The sequence below is a fragment of the Kutzneria sp. NPDC052558 genome (assembly GCF_044547355.1).
GTDB lineage: Bacteria > Actinomycetota > Actinomycetes > Mycobacteriales > Pseudonocardiaceae > Kutzneria.
The window spans coordinates 357841-373100 of the sequence record NZ_JBIUAG010000002.1; the positions used below are offsets into that span (position 1 = coordinate 357841).

General features: G+C 70.4%; 17 protein-coding genes. 8 read left to right on the top strand and 9 right to left on the bottom strand.

Going from position 1 to position 15260, the window contains the following annotated elements:
* Positions 1–5: 5 nt before the first annotated feature.
* On the bottom strand, positions 6–1466 hold the full coding sequence (locus ACIG5F_RS04680) for a prenyltransferase/squalene oxidase repeat-containing protein (RefSeq protein WP_396516001.1): 1461 nt from the start codon (positions 1464–1466) through the stop codon (positions 6–8).
* Entirely contained in the window at positions 1466–2758 is a 1293-nt protein-coding gene (locus tag ACIG5F_RS04685) for a condensation domain-containing protein (protein WP_396516002.1), read from the bottom strand. The genes ACIG5F_RS04680 and ACIG5F_RS04685 overlap by 1 nt, the downstream gene beginning before the upstream one ends.
* 223 nt (positions 2759–2981) lie before the next feature.
* Here ACIG5F_RS04685 and ACIG5F_RS04690 point away from each other — a divergent pair, with 223 nt between their 5' ends.
* The 3 genes from ACIG5F_RS04690 to ACIG5F_RS04700 are packed head-to-tail and all read left to right on the top strand — an operon-like array spanning position 2982 to position 5355.
* Entirely contained in the window at positions 2982–3923 is a 942-nt protein-coding gene (locus tag ACIG5F_RS04690) for a lysylphosphatidylglycerol synthase domain-containing protein (RefSeq protein WP_396516003.1), read from the top strand.
* A complete protein-coding gene (locus tag ACIG5F_RS04695; RefSeq protein ID WP_396516004.1) occupies positions 3923–5098 on the top strand; it encodes a radical SAM protein in 1176 nt (391 codons plus the stop codon). The genes ACIG5F_RS04690 and ACIG5F_RS04695 overlap by 1 nt, the downstream gene beginning before the upstream one ends.
* A gap of 5 nt (positions 5099–5103) precedes the next feature.
* Positions 5104–5355 carry an acyl carrier protein gene (locus tag ACIG5F_RS04700; protein WP_396516005.1) on the top strand — a complete coding sequence of 84 codons (252 nt, stop codon included), beginning with the start codon at positions 5104–5106 and terminating at the stop codon, positions 5353–5355.
* A 93-nt stretch (positions 5356–5448) separates the two neighbouring features.
* Here ACIG5F_RS04700 and ACIG5F_RS04705 read toward each other — a convergent pair whose 3' ends face one another.
* The gene (locus ACIG5F_RS04705) at positions 5449–6087 is read right to left on the bottom strand and encodes a VOC family protein (RefSeq protein WP_396516006.1); all 639 of its coding nucleotides are present in this window, start codon (positions 6085–6087) and stop codon (positions 5449–5451) included.
* A gap of 196 nt (positions 6088–6283) precedes the next feature.
* Here ACIG5F_RS04705 and ACIG5F_RS04710 point away from each other — a divergent pair, with 196 nt between their 5' ends.
* Entirely contained in the window at positions 6284–8365 is a 2082-nt protein-coding gene (locus ACIG5F_RS04710) for a PQQ-dependent sugar dehydrogenase (protein WP_396516007.1), read from the top strand.
* Here ACIG5F_RS04710 and ACIG5F_RS04715 read toward each other — a convergent pair.
* The gene (locus ACIG5F_RS04715) at positions 8362–9003 is read right to left on the bottom strand and encodes an HAD family hydrolase (protein WP_396516008.1); all 642 of its coding nucleotides are present in this window, start codon (positions 9001–9003) and stop codon (positions 8362–8364) included. The two genes, ACIG5F_RS04710 and ACIG5F_RS04715, sit on opposite strands and share 4 nt — an antisense overlap.
* 36 nt (positions 9004–9039) lie before the next feature.
* On the opposite strand from ACIG5F_RS04715, the gene ACIG5F_RS04720 reads away from it, so the two are divergent.
* Complete coding sequence (locus ACIG5F_RS04720; RefSeq protein ID WP_396516009.1) at positions 9040–10209, top strand: MFS transporter; 1170 nt, start codon at positions 9040–9042, stop codon at positions 10207–10209.
* Here ACIG5F_RS04720 and ACIG5F_RS04725 read toward each other — a convergent pair.
* Positions 10186–11142, bottom strand: a complete 957-nt coding sequence (locus ACIG5F_RS04725; protein WP_396516010.1) for an o-succinylbenzoate synthase — start codon at positions 11140–11142, stop codon at positions 10186–10188. The two genes, ACIG5F_RS04720 and ACIG5F_RS04725, sit on opposite strands and share 24 nt — an antisense overlap.
* Positions 11143–11213: 71 nt before the next feature.
* On the opposite strand from ACIG5F_RS04725, the gene lexA reads away from it, so the two are divergent.
* Positions 11214–11879 (top strand): transcriptional repressor LexA, encoded by a 666-nt coding sequence (lexA, locus tag ACIG5F_RS04730; protein ID WP_396516011.1) that lies wholly within the window; start codon positions 11214–11216, stop codon positions 11877–11879.
* Positions 11880–11888: 9 nt separating this feature from the next.
* Here the strand turns inward: lexA and ACIG5F_RS04735 are convergent, their stop codons facing one another.
* Positions 11889–12839: an NAD-dependent epimerase/dehydratase family protein gene (locus ACIG5F_RS04735; RefSeq protein ID WP_396516012.1), complete on the bottom strand. Its 951-nt coding sequence runs from the start codon at positions 12837–12839 to the stop codon at positions 11889–11891.
* Positions 12840–12931: 92 nt separating this feature from the next.
* On the opposite strand from ACIG5F_RS04735, the gene ACIG5F_RS04740 reads away from it, so the two are divergent.
* Positions 12932–13417 (top strand): CGNR zinc finger domain-containing protein, encoded by a 486-nt coding sequence (locus ACIG5F_RS04740; RefSeq protein WP_396516013.1) that lies wholly within the window; start codon positions 12932–12934, stop codon positions 13415–13417.
* Here the strand turns inward: ACIG5F_RS04740 and ACIG5F_RS04745 are convergent.
* Together ACIG5F_RS04745 and ACIG5F_RS04750 are read right to left on the bottom strand one after the other, a co-directional pair.
* Positions 13408–13641, bottom strand: coding sequence for a hypothetical protein (locus ACIG5F_RS04745; protein WP_396516393.1), 234 nt, complete (start codon positions 13639–13641; stop codon positions 13408–13410). The genes ACIG5F_RS04740 and ACIG5F_RS04745 overlap by 10 nt on opposite strands.
* Positions 13599–14429: an oxidoreductase gene (locus ACIG5F_RS04750; protein ID WP_396516014.1), complete on the bottom strand. Its 831-nt coding sequence runs from the start codon at positions 14427–14429 to the stop codon at positions 13599–13601. Before ACIG5F_RS04750 ends, ACIG5F_RS04745 begins: the two co-directional genes overlap by 43 nt.
* A 102-nt stretch (positions 14430–14531) precedes the next feature.
* Between ACIG5F_RS04750 and ACIG5F_RS04755 the strand changes: the two genes are divergently transcribed.
* Positions 14532–15083 carry a TetR family transcriptional regulator gene (locus ACIG5F_RS04755; protein WP_396516015.1) on the top strand — a complete coding sequence of 184 codons (552 nt, stop codon included), beginning with the start codon at positions 14532–14534 and terminating at the stop codon, positions 15081–15083.
* Here the strand turns inward: ACIG5F_RS04755 and ACIG5F_RS04760 are convergent.
* Entirely contained in the window at positions 15073–15255 is a 183-nt protein-coding gene (locus tag ACIG5F_RS04760) for a hypothetical protein (protein ID WP_396516016.1), read from the bottom strand. The genes ACIG5F_RS04755 and ACIG5F_RS04760 overlap by 11 nt on opposite strands.
* Positions 15256–15260 lie beyond the last annotated feature (5 nt).

Genomic DNA, 15260 nt, shown 5'->3' on the forward strand with positions numbered 1-15260 from the left:
CGTGGTCACCGGTCCTCCTCGACGAGCAGCAGCGCCGACAGCACCGCCGACCGGACGACCACGTCCGGCGAGTACAGGCACTTGCCGATCCAGAGCCAGGGATACGGGCCGTCCGCGTGGCCGGCCAGCCACCGGTGCCCGCGCTCGACGACCTCCGACGGCACGTTCTCGCCGCACCGGCGGGCGATCACCAGGGCTTGCAGGCAGTAGGCGGTTTCCTCGGCGGTGGCCAGGAAATGCCCCCACGAGCCGTCCGGCCGCTGGCTGGCGACCAGCCAGTCGACCGCCCGCCGGAACATCTCGCCGGCGCTCTCGACGCCGGCCAGCACCGCGTGCGCGGTCGGGTAGTACGGGGACGCGTGCCACTTGTCCACCCAGAAGCCGCCCGGATCCTGCCGGTCGGCGAGGTAGCCGGTCACCCGCCGCACCAGCGGCTCGTCCCACGGCACCTCGTCGGCCCGCAGCGCGCCGAGGGCGTGGATGTTGGTGCTGAGCGAGGAATTCCGTTCGGTCGACCAGGTGTAGAAGTGCTCCGGTCCGGCGTAGGTCAGCACCGCGTCCATGTCCACCGGCGCGCCGCAGCGGGCCAGCACCTCGTAGACCATGGCGGTGTCGTCACCGTCCTCGGGCGTGAAGCCGGCCCCGAAGCTGGCGCCACGGCCGGGCGTCCAGGCCTGGTGCAGCAGCGAGATCAGCCGGTCGTGTCCACTGGGGACGGAGTCGGCCAGATCGAGGTTCCACAGCGTCCAGGCCGCCTCGAAGACGTCGATCGGCCCCACGTTGGGCACGCCGCCGTCCTCGCCGGTCATCCGGGCCAGGTACGCCAGCGCCTCCTCGTTCTTCTCCACGGAGGTGACGTAGAGGGCGGTGGCGGCCGGGCTGAAGCCCACGGAACCGTTGGCCGCCACCATGTTGTCCAGGTCGAGCAGGTGCATGTCCTGGTGCCCGGCCAGTTCGGCCGAGTGGGACAGGGCCATCCGGTTGGACACCGCCGCCGGCGGCAGCGCGGCCAGCTTCCGCTCCCGGTAGGCGCACAGCCGGGCCAGCACGTCGTCGACCTCGGGGCCGACCAGCCGCAGCTGCCGGGCCTGGCCCAGCAGCGCCGGGGCGAGGAACTCGAAGCCGATGGTCTCGCCGGCGATGTCGGTGTCCAGCTGGCACAACGAGTGCATCAGCCCCGACCGCGCCGCCTCGATCCGGGCCCGGTCGGCCTGGTCGCCGTGCAGGGCCAAGGCGGTGATCGCCGACAGCGTGCAGATGGCGCGGTCGTGGTGGTACTTGAAATGCGGCGCGCCCCAGGTGCCGTCGGCCAGCTGATGCCGGCGCAGCCACTCCAGCGCCCCCTCGGACAGCCCCGGATCGGCGGCGCCGAGCCGGGCCAGCCACCCGGCGTCGTAGGCGGAGTCGCTGACCCGCCCCCGGCCGGCCTGCCCGACCAGGTCCTCGATCTCCGCCTGCCGGGACATCAGACCCCCGCCGCTAGCGGTTCGGCCAGTCGGGCCGCGAATTCCTCGAACAGTTCCCGGGCCAGCGGCTCCGCGAGATCGCGCTCGTCGAAAGTCACCCGGGCCGTCAGCTCGCCGGTCGGCGAACGGTGCAGACGGAACATGAGGCCGACATCCCCGGTCGGGCCGCCTTCCTCACTCGGCACGACGCTCGCCGTCGCCGGCCCGAATGGAACCGGTTTTTCGGACACATGGGCCGGGATGTACTGGAAAACGCATAATCCGGCCGGACTCATGGCAATCTCCTGGAGCACGTCCATATGCATTCCGAGCACTTCGATCGCCGGAATGTGGGCGCGGTTGTAGGCGTCGAGCACACGGTCGCGGACCAGCGGCGCGAGCGATTCCCAGGTCGCGCCATCGGGCACCGGGACCCGGAGCAGCGCGGGGTGGATGAACGGCCCGACCATGTCGGCCGTGCCGGGCCGGTCGCGCTGCTCGAACACGGTGCTGACCAGCACGTCCCGGTTGTCCAGCCGGTCGGCCATGGCCAGGCTGAAGCCGGTGAACAGGGCCGCGAACATGGTGGTGCGGTGCTTGCGGGCCCACCGCTCCATGGCGGTCGCCTGCTCGGCGTCGAGCACCTGGACCCGGAAGGATCCGCTGCTCGGCTTGCGTTCCCAGTCGCGCTTGAGGTCGGGGCTCAGGGCCATCGGCCGCGCCCCGGCCATGAGGGTGCGCCAGAAGTCGCGGTCCGCCTCCAGCCGGTCGGCCACGCTGGCCAGCCGCTGCTCCACGTACTCGCCGAACTGGAAGGCCGGCGCCGGCTCGGTCCGGCCCTCGACGCGGGCGGTGTAGAGCCGGCCCAGCTCGGCGATCGCCAGTTGCAGCGAGCGCGGATCGGTGTGCAGGTGGTGCAGGATCAGGCCGACGACGTGGTCGCCGTCGTCGAGCTGGGCGACGTGCCCGCGGATCAGCGGCGCGGCGGTCGAGGGCACCGGGGTGCGCGACCACTCGTCGGCCAGCTGCCCGGCCGTGGCCCCGTGGCCGTCGGTCTTGTCCAGGTGCACGGGCTGGTGGGGGTGGACCTGCTGGAGGTAGCCGCCGTCGACCTGGACCATCGTCGTGCGCAGGACGTCGTTGCGCGCGACCAGATCGTCGTACGCCTGGTCCAGCAACGCGAGATCGAGCGGACCGGTGATGCGGGCGGCCACACTCATCGTCATGTGCGGCCCGGTCGACCCGCCCGGCAGCAACTGGTCGGTGGCCATCAGGGTGTGTTGGAAAACGGACGCGGGCCAGGTCAGCCCCATGGCGAGCACCTCCGGGAACGGGTTCTTCCGGGAATGAACGGGCGAGCGAAACCCGCGAGATCGGGGAATGTGTTCTCCAGCTCACCCTAACGCCGGCGACACTGGCGGCAGGCCAGTTCTCGCGACACCGCACTTCCGGGCCGATGTTTGGCAGAATGCCAATCGGACCCGGTTTACCGTGAGCGAGCTGGTGAGGTCACTTCGCCGAGGAGCGCGCAATACCATGAGCCGAACGCGCGGAATGCCAGGATTCGTGGCGACCGCGGTCGTCGCGGCCGGCATCTGCTGGTGGGCGCTGCGCGGCGTGGACCTGGCCGGGCTCGGCGATGCGCTGCGCACGGCCGATCCGACGGCGGTGGTGCTGGCGGTGACCGGCTACACGGCGGCCTTCTACGCCTTGGACACCACCGGGCTGGCGCTGGTCTACCGGCGGCATCTCGCGCCCGAGGTGCCGGTGGCGCACGTCGTGGCGATCTCGTGCGGCAAGCAGCTGCTGGGGGTGTTGTTCGCGCCGTTGACCAAAGTCGTTGCCCCCGTGTACTTCCAGCGCCGATGGCAGGTGCCGGTGCTGTCCACGCTCGGGGCCAGCGAGGTGCTGACCGTCGCCGATTTCACCGTGCTGGTCGGGGTTATCGCCGTGAGCGCGGTGGCCGGCGGTCTGCCCGCGGCGGCGGTGTCGGTCGGCGTCGGGCTGGGCGCGGCGCTGGTGTCGTTCCTGGCTTGGATGTGGCTGCCGGTGGGCCGTCGCGTGCTGCCCAGGTTGCGCGACAGTCGTTTTCTCACGGTGTTCACCCGGACCGGGCCGGCCGAGATGGCGGTGCAGGTGGCGTTGCGGCTCGGCGTGGTCGCCGCGATGATGCTGTCGTGGTGGCTGCTGGCTGCCGCTTTCGGCCTGTCCCTGAGCCCGGGGCAGCTGGTGCAGTTCTGCGCCGTGCTGCTGCTCGTGACCCAGCTGCCGGTCTCGATCGGCGGCTACGGCGGCCCGCAGGGCGTGTGCGTGGTGCTGCTGGCCGACACCTGGCAGCTCGTGTCGCACGCCGAGGCGGCCGCGCTCAGCCTGGTCTGGTCGACCGGATACCTGGTGGCCCGGTTGGTGATCAGCACGCCGTTCGCCGTCCGCCTGGTCCCGCTGCTGCGCGCCGCTCCCCACTACCGGAGGGTCTGATGCATCCGTCCACCACAAGGACCTTGAACGGCCGGGAATTCGCCGACATCAAGCACACCGTGGCGATCCGCTCGCGGGCCCGGCGCGGGGTGCTCGACGATCCCGCCTACGCCGCCCCGCTGCCGCAGGAGGTCAGCCTCCAGCTCACCTACCGCTGCAACCTGCGCTGCACCCACTGCTACCAGTGGAACGAGCAGGGCTTCTTCCGCGACTTCAGCCCCCAGCGCCAGAAGACCGAACTCGACATCGACGTGGTGGCCAACGTCCTGCGCACCACCGCCCCCGTGCGGTCCAAGCTGTTCCTGTGGGGCGGGGAACCCTTGATGCACACCAAGTTCGGCGAGGTCGCCTCGTTGCTCGAGCGCTACCCGCGGACCGTGAACATGTGCACCAACGGACTGCTGTTCAAACGCAAGCTCGACGACCTGCTCCGCATCGGCGAGAACCTCAACCTCCTGGTCAGCCTCGACGGCCTCGGCGAAGACCACGAAGCCCTGCGCGGCAAGGGCACCTTCACCCGCACCATCGACAACATCCAGATGATGCTCGACCTCAAACGCGAAGGCCGCTTCCACGGCGAGCTCTCCCTGTCCTGCATGGTCTCCCACGTCACCGTCGGCAAGATGTACGAGTTCATGGAATGGGCCGAACAACTCGGCGTCAACACCGTCTACTTCCAGTTCCCCTGGTACATCAGCCCCGAAGTCGCCAGCCAGATGGACGCCGTCTACGAACAGTCCTTCGCCTGGCTCAAACCCGACACCGGCACCAAACAACCCACCTGGCACTCCTACACCTACCAACTCCCCGAGGAACAACTCCCGGTCCTGCGCGAGTCCATGACCCGCCTGGCCTCGCGCGCATGGGGCGTGCGGGTGCGGTACCAGCCGCAACTGGAGGCCGAGGAGGTCGAGGACTTCATCCGCGGCACCTCCCGCCCCGCCCAGAACCGCTCCAAATGCCTGGCGGTGTCCAACCGCATGGAGGTCCACGCCGACGGCAACGTCAGCTCCTGCAAGTTCTTCCCCGAGTTCGTGGTCGGCAACCTCTACGACACCGAGATGACCGAGCTGTGGCAGAGCGAAGCCTTCCGCAAGGTCCGCTCCATCCTCTCGGCCAACGGCATGATGCCGGTCTGCTCCAAGTGCATTCTCCTTTACCTGAACGGGGTGTGAGCGTGATGGACGAGGTCGAGGACAAGGTGCGGGAGGTGCTGGTCGGCGTGCTGGCCGGCCGCTTCACCGCCGAGCAGGTCAACCTGCACGCCGATCTGGTCGAGGAGTACGGCCTGGACTCGCTCCAGATGATCTCCTTCCTGCTCGGCATCGAGGACACCTTCGACCTGGAGCTGGACTACGAGAACCTGGAGCTGGACCACCTCCGCTCGGTGGCCCAGTTCGCCTCGTACGTCAAGGCTTTGGTGCCGGCATAAGGGGTCGCCGGCGGTGGCCGTGCCGAACCCGGTGGGGACGGCCACCCGCCGTTGGTCTTCCACTCGATCGTCGCGAACTGCCCGATCCGGTGTTCAGCCCGCCGTGAACTCGTGCCCCTCGGGGTCGACCAGGCATGCACCGAGCTGGGTCGCCCCGGCGTCGAGCAGCGCCTGCCGATCGGTGCCGGCCAACCGGAAGCGCACGCGGTCCCGAGCGCGCTTCGTGCTGTCTCCGCGCAGGAACTCCAGCCACTGGCCGGCCGGCGAGCGCAGGGCGACGACCTCCTCGTTGGTCACCTCGACCGGCCAGCCGGTGGCCAGGGACCAGAACCGGCCCAGCGTCGACGGATCGGCGGCCTCGACCAGGATCGCCGCGACGGCCCCGGTGTCGTAGCGCGGATGCGGTGGCAGCACACAGAACTCGTTGCCCTCGGGATCGGCCAGCACCTCCCACGGCACGTCGCCCTGGCCGAGGTCGAGGCGGCGGGCGCCCAGGTCGAGGGCCCGGGCCACGACATCGTCCCGGCGGGTGGCCAGTTCGAGGTGGATGCGGTTCTTCACCGTCTTCGGCTCGGTTGCCGCCTGGAACACCAGCCCCAGGTCCCAGGCGTCGTCGGCTGGGGCCCGCAGGCTCGTCCCCGTGTTCGTCCAGCCCAGCAGCGCCGCCCAGAACCGGGCCTGGGCCGCCGGGTCCAGCGCGTCGACCACCACGTCCGCCAGCCGCGAGTCCATGCCCGGCAGCCTAATCCGGCACAGCCCGCTTCGAGTGCGCGCTGGCATTCGGCGCAACGCTGATCGCCCAGCACCACCGGTGGCGGCGCGGCGGTTGACGCGCCACCGGCCGCGCTCTTAGGCTGACTCGCCGATGTAAACGTTTGCAACTCCGCCGCCGCGCCTAGGAGTCCGATGCGAGTGGAAGGTGCGGGTTGTGGCCAGAAGACTAGCCAGACTGGTCGCCGCGGTGGCGGCGGCGCTGATCGTCACCGCCGGGGCGGCCGGTAACGCCTCGGCGGCGGACACCCTGCTGTCCCAGGGAAAACCGGTCGTGGCCTCCTCCTCCGGCGGCTGCTGCCAGCCGGCCAACGCCGTCGACGGCGACACCGCCACGCGGTGGGCCAGCGCGGCGAACATCGACCCGTCCTGGATCTACGTCGACCTCGGCGCGGCCTACGCCGTGCACCGGGTCCAGCTGACCTGGGACGCCTCGTGCGCCGCCGCCTACCGTGTCGAGGTCTCCCCCGACACGACCAACTGGACGGCGATCTACACCACCACCGCCGGCAAGGGCGGCGTGGAGAACCTCACCGGCCTCAACGGAAGCGGCCGCTACGTCCGTGTGTACGGCACGAAACGCTGCCGCACCGACGCCAGCAAGGGCTACTCGCTCGACGAGTTCCAGGTCTACGGCGCCGGCGGCGATCCGACCCCACCGACCCCGCCCGGCACGCCAACCCTGGTCAGCGACACTCCGTCCAGCGTCACCATCAGCTGGCCGGCCTCCACCGACAACGTCGGCGTGGCCGGGTACGACATCTACCACGACGGGCAGCTGTGCGCTCAGGTCGACGGGACCACGTTGACCGGCACGTGCACGGGATTGAGCCCCAGCACCAACTACGGCTTCTACGTCAACGCCCGTGACACCGCCGGCAACGTCTCCCAGCCCAGCCCCACGCTGTCGGTGACCACGCCGCCCTCGGACGACCACACGCCGCCGTCCGCGCCGACCAACGTGCACACGACTTCGGTCACCAGCACCAGCATCGGCCTGGCCTGGACCGCGTCCACCGACAACGTCGGCGTCACCGGGTACACCGTCTACAACGTGGTCAACGGCTCGCCGGTGGAGATCGGGGCGTCCAATGGGGCCACGCCCAGCGCCCAGCTCAGCGCGCTGTCCCCGAACACCACCTACCACCTCCAGGTCACCGCGTCCGACGCGAACAAGAACACCAGCGACCCCTCGCCCGTGTTGGACGTGACCACCACCGGCGGCTCCTGCACGCAGCCGGTCTGCACCGTGACCCAGGTCGGGGCCAGCGACGACGTGGTGTGGGGCCTGGTCACGCTGCCCGACGGCACGATCCTGTTCAACGAGCGGGATGTGCACGACATCGTGCACCTCAATCCCAAGACCGGGGCCAAGAAGGTCATCGGCGCCGTGCCCAACGTGCAGAGCACCGACGGCGAGGGCGGCCTGACCGGTCTGGAGATCAACCCGGTCGGCTTCTCGTCCGACCACTGGCTCTACATCATGCACACTTCCCTGTCGGACAACCGGATCGTGCGTGTCAAGTACGACCCGGCCGCCGACAGCCTGCAAACCTCGACCGAGCAGATCCTGGTCACCGGCATCGCCCGCAACAAGTTCCACAACGGCGGCCGGCTGCGCTTCAGCCCCGACGGCAAGTACCTCTACGCCGGCACCGGCGACGCCCAGAACGGCGACAACGCGCAGAACACCAGCAGCCTCAACGGAAAGGTGCTGCGCATCAACCCGGACGGCACCATCCCGGCCGACAATCCCTTCCACAACGCGGTGTGGAGTTACGGACACCGCAACGTGCAGGGGCTGGCCTTCGACTCCCAGGGCCGCCTGTGGGAACAGGAGTTCGGCAACAGCGTGATGGACGAGACCAACCTGATCGTCAAGGGCGGCAACTACGGCTGGCCCTCGTGCGAAGGCACCTCCGGCAGCTGCGGCAACGCCAACTACATCAAGCCCAAGCACACCTATCCGGTGGCGCAGGGCTCGTGCAGCGGCATCACCATCGTCCGTGACGTGCTCTACGTCGCGTGCGAGCGCGGCGCCCGCCTCTACCGCGAGGTGATCAGCGGTGACAGCCTGACCACCGTGCAGGTGTTCTTCGACGGCGCCTACGGCCGGCTGCGCACCGTGGAACCCGCGCCGGACGGCGGGATCTGGCTGACCACCTCCAACAACGGGGACAAGGACAGCACTCCCCACAACAGCAACGACCAGGTCTTCCACGTGAGCCTGGGCGGCTAGAGCACCGAGTCGACCGCTTCGCCGAGACTGTCCACGATGGACATTCCGGCGAAGTGGTCGCGGTGGTGCAAGGCGTCCCGGCCGGCGTGGTAGAGCCGGAAGCCGGTGCCGCACTCCCGCGCGGCGGCGGCGTCGTCCACGCTGTCGCCGACGAGGAGCACGGTGGACGGATCGAGGCCGAGCTCGTCGAGCTGCCGCCGCAGGTGCGGGGCCTTGCGGCCGTAGGCGCCACGCAATCCGTCCACCGCGACGAAGTAGTCGGCGATGCCGGCCTTGCGCACCAACGGCATCAGCTCGTCGTGCGGGTACATCGACAACAGCGACTGGCTGCGGCCGCTGTCCTGCCACCGCCGCAGCGACACCAAAGCGTCGTGGGTGAGCGGGATGTCGTCCCGTATCTTGAGATACTCGGTCCGGAAGTGCCCGGCCAGCGCGGACTGCTCGTCCTCGGACAGCTCTCGGCCGGCCAGCCGGTCGTAGAACAGCGGAATCGGCTGCGTGTGGTGGCGTTGGTAGGACTCGCGCGTGACGGCCGGCAGTCCGGCGGCCCGGAAGGCCGCGATGGTGGACTCGATCAGGGCCGGCCCGTCGCCGAACAGGGTGCCGTTCCAGTCCCAGACGATGTGCTCAATACTCATTTTTCCCTCCCCCTGCGAGGAGTATATTGGTGTCACGTGCTGACCCGACGCCTGACCGCCGTGCTGGCCGCCACCTGCGCCGTCACAGCCTCGAACCTGTACCTGATCCAGCCGGTGCTCGGGCAGGTCGCCGCCGAGCTGCGGATCGGCGAGGGCGTCGCGGGCATCGTGCCGACCACCACCCAGATCGGCGCCGCCGCTGGCATCCTGCTGCTGGTGCCGCTGGGCGACATCCGGAACCGGCGGCCGCTGATCCTGGGCATGATGGCCGCCACCACGCTGGCTCTGGTCGGGGCCGCGCTCGCGCCCTCGGTGGGCTGGCTGGCCGCCGCCGGCTTCCTGATCGGCCTGTTCACCGCCGTTCCGCAGGTGGTGCTGCCGCTGGGGGTCGCGCTGAACGGCGGCGAGCGCAGCGGTCACGTGGTCGGCATCCTCCAGGGCGGCCTGCTGGTCGGGCTGCTGGCGTCCCGGGCCTATGCCGGCGCGGTCGGCGAGGCGCTCGGCTGGCGGGCGGTGTACTGGTGCTCGGTCGCCATGATGGTCGTGGTGACCCTGGTTCTGCTGCGGATGCTGCCCAGCGCGCCGGCCCGGTCGTCGATCAGCTACCCGGATCTGCTGCGCACACTGCCGAAGTTGGTGCTGGGCAACCGGATCGTGCTGCGGGTGTGCGCCGCCGGGGTGGTCGTCGGCGCGGCGTTCGGCACGTTCTGGAACACGCTGCCGTTCGTGTTGCTCCACGCCTTCGGCCTCGGGCCGGCGGTCGCCGGCCTGTTCGGGCTGGTCGCCGCGGCCAGCGCGCTGACCTCGCCGCTGGCCGGGCGGCTCACCGACCGCCTCGGGCCCCGGGTCGGCCAGCTGGCCCTGGTCGGCGTGCTGGTGCTGGGCTGGGCGGCGCTGGCCGTCGGTCCACTGTGGATCGGCTGGCTGGTGCTCGGCACGGTGCTGCTGGACATCGGCGTGTGGGGCAACCAGGTGGTGAACCAGTCCGTCCTGTTCGGACTGGATCCGGATCACCACAATCGGTTGAACACCCTGTACTTCTTCACCCGCTACCTCGGCATCGCCGTCGGTCTCGCGGCGGGCTCGCAGCTGTGGGTCTACGGCGGCTGGCCGGCCGTCGCCACCCTCGGGCTGGGCCTGGCCGTGGTCGCCCTGCCGGCCGCCGTGCTGGCCGCGCCGCGGTCAGAGCGCCAGCACGCGGTCTAGCCGCTCCCGCCACCACGTCAGCCGTTCACCGGTCATCTCGTACCGTGCCAACAACTCCATGTCCGGGGTCGGCGCTTCTGTCGGCACCGGAAGGAATCCGTCCACCACCGTGAACGAGTCCCGCACCACGTCACCGGTCAACAGCGACAAAGTGCCCAGCCCGCAAGCGAAATCCAGCTCCGGCAACGCCCCGGCCAGCGCCAGCTGCGCCGCCAGGCCCACGCTGGTCTCCAGCGCCGAGGACACCACCACCGGCAGCCCCACCGCCTCCGCCACCCGCAGCGCCCGCCGCACCCCGCCCAGCGGCGTGCACTTGATCACCGCCACATCGGCCGCCTGCGACACGTCCACCGTCAGCGGATCCTCGGCCCGCCGGATCGACTCGTCGGCCGCGATCCGCACGTCCACCCGACGCCGCACCGCCACCAGCTCCTCGATCGTGCGGCACGGCTGCTCCACGTACTCCAGCCCGCCGGCCGCCCGGTCCAGCTCCCGGATCCGCGCCACCGCCGTGTCCACGTCCCACACCGCGTTGGCGTCCACCCGGATCGCGCCCCCGGGACCGAGCGCGTCCCGGACCGCTTGCAACCGCTCGATGTCCTCGCCCAGCGAGTCCGGGTGATCGGCCACCTTCACCTTCGCCGTGCCACAGCCCGACTTCGCCACGATCTCGTACGCCCGGTCGGCCGGCGCCACCGGCACCGTGCAGTTGATCGGGATCCGCGTCCGCACCGGCTCCGGCCACCCGTCGAAGCACTGCTCCCGCGCCGTCGCCAGCCACGTCGCCGCCACCGCGTCGTCGTAGTCGTCGAACGGGCAGAACTCCCCCCACCCGTTCGGGCCGCGCAGCAGCACCCCCTCCCGCACGGTGATGCCCCGGAACCGGGTCGTCATCGGGATCGAGTAGAACCGCGCATCGGAGAAGCTCGACATCACATCACCTTAACGTCTCGAACGCCTGAGCGGATTCGAGACGGGAATGGGAGTGCCTCTATGATCAACGGATGACCGCCTACCACGATTTCGACCCGTTCCAGGACATGGACGTGGAGTCGCTGCCGGAACGGCAGGTGCGAATCCTGGCCACGATCAGGGAGTGGGTGGTCGAGTACGGCTATGCGCCGAGCACGCGGGAGATCGCCGACCGGGTCGGGCTGAAGGCGCAGTCCACGGTGTCCAAGCACCTGGCGGCGCTGGAGGAGAAGGGCTACCTGCGGCGCAGCGCCTCGGTGTCGCGGCCGATCGACGTGCGGGACTTCCTGCGCGGCAGCGCCAAGAGCCGGGAACACGGCGACGGGGCGGTGAGCGTGCCGGTGGTCGGCGACATCGCCGCCGGTATTCCGATCACGGCCGAGGAACACGTCGACGACATTCTGACGCTGCCTCGGGAACTGACCGGTCGGGGCACGGTATTCGCCCTGCGGGTGCGCGGCGACTCGATGGTCGACGCGGCGATCTGCGACGGCGACATGGTCATCATCCGCAAGCAGCAGGAGGCCTATTCCGGGCAGATCGTGGCCGCCATGATCGACGGTGAAGCCACGGTGAAGGTGTACAAGAAGCACAACGGGCACGTCTATCTGGAACCGCGGAATCCGGCCTACGCGGTGATCGACGGCGACCGGGCCGAGATCCTCGGCGTGGTGGCCACGGTGCTGCGCTCGGTCTGACGGCCGGAGTCAAGGCCGGCCCGGACGACCGGCCAGATGCGGTGACAGCTTGAGGATCTGCCGCCGGGCCAGTGACCGGACCAGTGGCAGCACCAGCCGGGTCGGCAGCGCGGGCCGGCTGCACGCGACCACGTCGGCCATGATCTCGTCGAAGGTGTGCCGCTGGAAACGCAGCACCCGCTGGCTCTCCTCGGTGTCCAGCCAGTCCGTGCAGTAGGGCTCGGTGCTGAACGCCGACTCGGGCAGCTCGCCCAGCTTGTACGGGGCCATCGACCGGTACAGCAGGTCCCGGTAGCGGACCTGGCAGCCGGGCCCACCGCCGATCAGCCAGGTGCGGCCCCAGATGTCGGCCTCGATGCCGTTGGCCACGGCCAGCGCGGCGTCGTCCCGGTGCACCAGCTCGATCCGGTTGTCCAGCGGGATCTCGAACATGATCGGGTGCGGCCGGCGGGCGTGCGGCGGCGGCACGTCGGCGAAGCGGTAGACGGCCCACGGCCCCGGCGACTTCCGCACCAGCTCCTCGCAGCGGATCTTGTGCTCGGAGTAGTCGTCGGTGGCCACCACCGGATCGTCGGCCCGGCGCGGCGGCTCCAGGTGCTGGGTCGGGCCGTAGACGTCCAAAGTGGACGCGAACAGGACGCGGGAACCATTGCGGGCCACCGCGTCCAGCACGGCGGTCGTGCCGCCGATGTTGACCTCGCGGGCGGTCCCCGGGTTCTCAGCCACCTGCGGCGGGATCACGAAGGCCATGTGCACCACCACGTCCTGGTCGCGCACGGCCCGCTGCACGGCGTCCTCGTCGCGGATGTCGGCCCACACCACGTTGGTCGCGCCGCGGGCCCGCCGGAGGTTGGCCTTGCTCGGCACGTCGAAGCAGCGCACCTGGTGGCCCCGGCCGCGCAGCCGCGCCACCACGCTTGACCCGATGTTGCCGAACGCCCCCGTGACCAGCACTCGCATGGCACGGGATTGTGCCCGCGGGGCACCGCCGCCGACAGCGACCAAATGGATAGAGCGAGTTGGTTCCATTAGCGGTGTGCTAGGTTCGCCTCGTGCCGGAACCGCTGCCGGTCGAGCTGATGAACACGGTCCGGCCCGACGCCGACCAGCTGGGCGAGGCGCTGTCCTGGCTGGGTCCGGTCGGGCCGGTCGACCTCGACCAACTCCGTGACCTGCGGGCGGCGCTGCGGCGGCTGGCCGCGGACGCCACCGACGATCCCCGCGCGCCGGTGACCGCGATGTCCCGGCCCGACGCCCTGGCCACCCTGAACGCGCTGGCCGGCCTGGCCAGGGCCGAGCTGTCGTGGCCGGCCGACGGCCCGCCGGAACGCACCCTGCACGGCCCGGCGGTCGGGGTGATCGCGACTCTCGGGGTCGAAATGCTTGCCGGCGAGACCCGCGGCCGGCTGCGCGCCTGCCTGGCCCCCAACTGCGTGCTGTACTTCGTCAAGGAGCACACCCGACGCGAGTGGTGCTCGCCCCACTGCGGGAACCGGGCCCGGGTGGCCCGCCACTACCAGCGCCACCGTCAGGACTGACCGACGCACAGTGCGAAGACCGAGTTCACCGGGTCGCAGGACGAGCCGCTGGCCGCTCGGCTGGAGCTGCCCGAGGCGACGCCCTGCGCGTACGCCTTGTTCGCGCACTGCTTGCCGAACAAGCGGGCCGACGCCGAGTTCGTGGCCTCCGTGCTGGCCGCGTGGGCGCGGCGGCACACGTTCAGCCCGTCGGGAAGTCGGCCGAACGACTGACCTCCGCCCACTTCTCCATCTCCGCCCCGCGCCTGGCCTCCGACTCGCGGACCAACTCCACCGCCCGTGCGCCGAGCAGCAGCCGCAGCGGCGCCTCGTCGCCGTGCACCATGTCCACGATCACCTGGCCGGCGCGGACCGGGTCGCCCGGCCAGGTCGCGGACGTCTCGGCGCGGTAGCGGTTCATCGCGCCGACCGTGCCGTCGTAGTCGGGGTCGGTCGCGGCGTCGCTGGAGAAGGAGGCCCAGTCGGTGCGGAACGGGCCGGGCTCGATGATCGTCACCTTCACGCCGAACGGCTTGACCTCGTTGTTCAGCACCTCGGAGAAGCCCTCCACGGCGAATTTGGCCGACTGGTAGGCGCTCAGGCCCGGCGAGCCGCCGACCCGGCCGCCGACCGAGGAGAACTGGAGGATGTGGCCGCCGCGCTGCTTGCGCAGCAGCGGCAGGGCCGCCCTGGTCACGGTGACCGTGCCGAAGAAGTTGGCCTCGAACTGGTCGCGGAAGTCCTGTTCGGACGTGAACTCGATCGGCGCGCTGCTGGCGTAGCCGGCGTTGTTGGCCACCACGTCCAGGCCGCCGAACCGTTCCTGCGCGAACCGGACCGCCGCCTGTGCCGCCTCGGCGTCGGTGACGTCCAGGGCGAAGGTCGCCACCTTGTCGCCGTACTTGCGCACCAGGTCGTCGAGCTGTTCAGGCCGCCGCGCCGTCGCCAGCACGGTGTCCCCGGCGGCCAGCGCCGCCTCGGCCAGCTCACGGCCCAGGCCGCGGGAGCTGCCGGTGATCAGCCACGTCGTCATCTCGGTACTTCTCAGTGTGTAACTAACTGGATGGTTACATCAACCATGACAGCACCGGTGATGTTCCGTGTCAACTATCTGGTTAGTTGATACGCTGGTCACATGGCCAGGGACGCGCACGCCACCCGACAGCGGCTGCTCGACGCCGCCACCGCCGAGTTCGCCGAGCACGGCATCGCCGGCGCGCGCGTCGACCGGGTGGCCGCCGCCGCCGGCTGCAACAAGGCGCTGATCTACTCGTACTTCGGCAACAAGGACCAGCTGTTCGAGGCCGTCTTCGCCCGCGACATCGCCCAGTTCTACGAGCTCGTGCCCTTCGACGCCGCCGACCTACCCGGCTACGCCGGCCGGCTGTTCGACCACTACGAGGCCCACCCGGTGACCCTGCGCCTGTCCACCTGGTACCGCATGGAACGCGCCGACGTCGCCCTGCCGGCCGTCTCCGCCGTCAACAGCGTTCGCCTCGACCGGCTCCGCCAGGCCCAGGCCGACGGCTCCGTGCCCGTCCACTTCGACCCCGTGCAGCTGCTCGTCCTGCTCCAGGCCATCCCCGCCGCCTGGGCCACCACCAACCCCGAACTCGCCGCCGCGTCCTCCCGCGCCTTCCGCCGCCGCACCGTCGTCGACGCCGTGCGCAAGCTCCTCAGTCCGTGATCAGGTGGAACGCGCCGTACTCCGGCATGCCCGGCTCCAGCCACCGCGGCAGCTCCCGCCGGATGCTGGTGATCGCCCCGAACCGCTCCGGCGACCAGCTCTCCCGGGACCGGGCGGCCAGTTCATGGAGGACTTTCTCAGCTGGCTGCGGGAACACGTGCACGAGCCCCACACGTT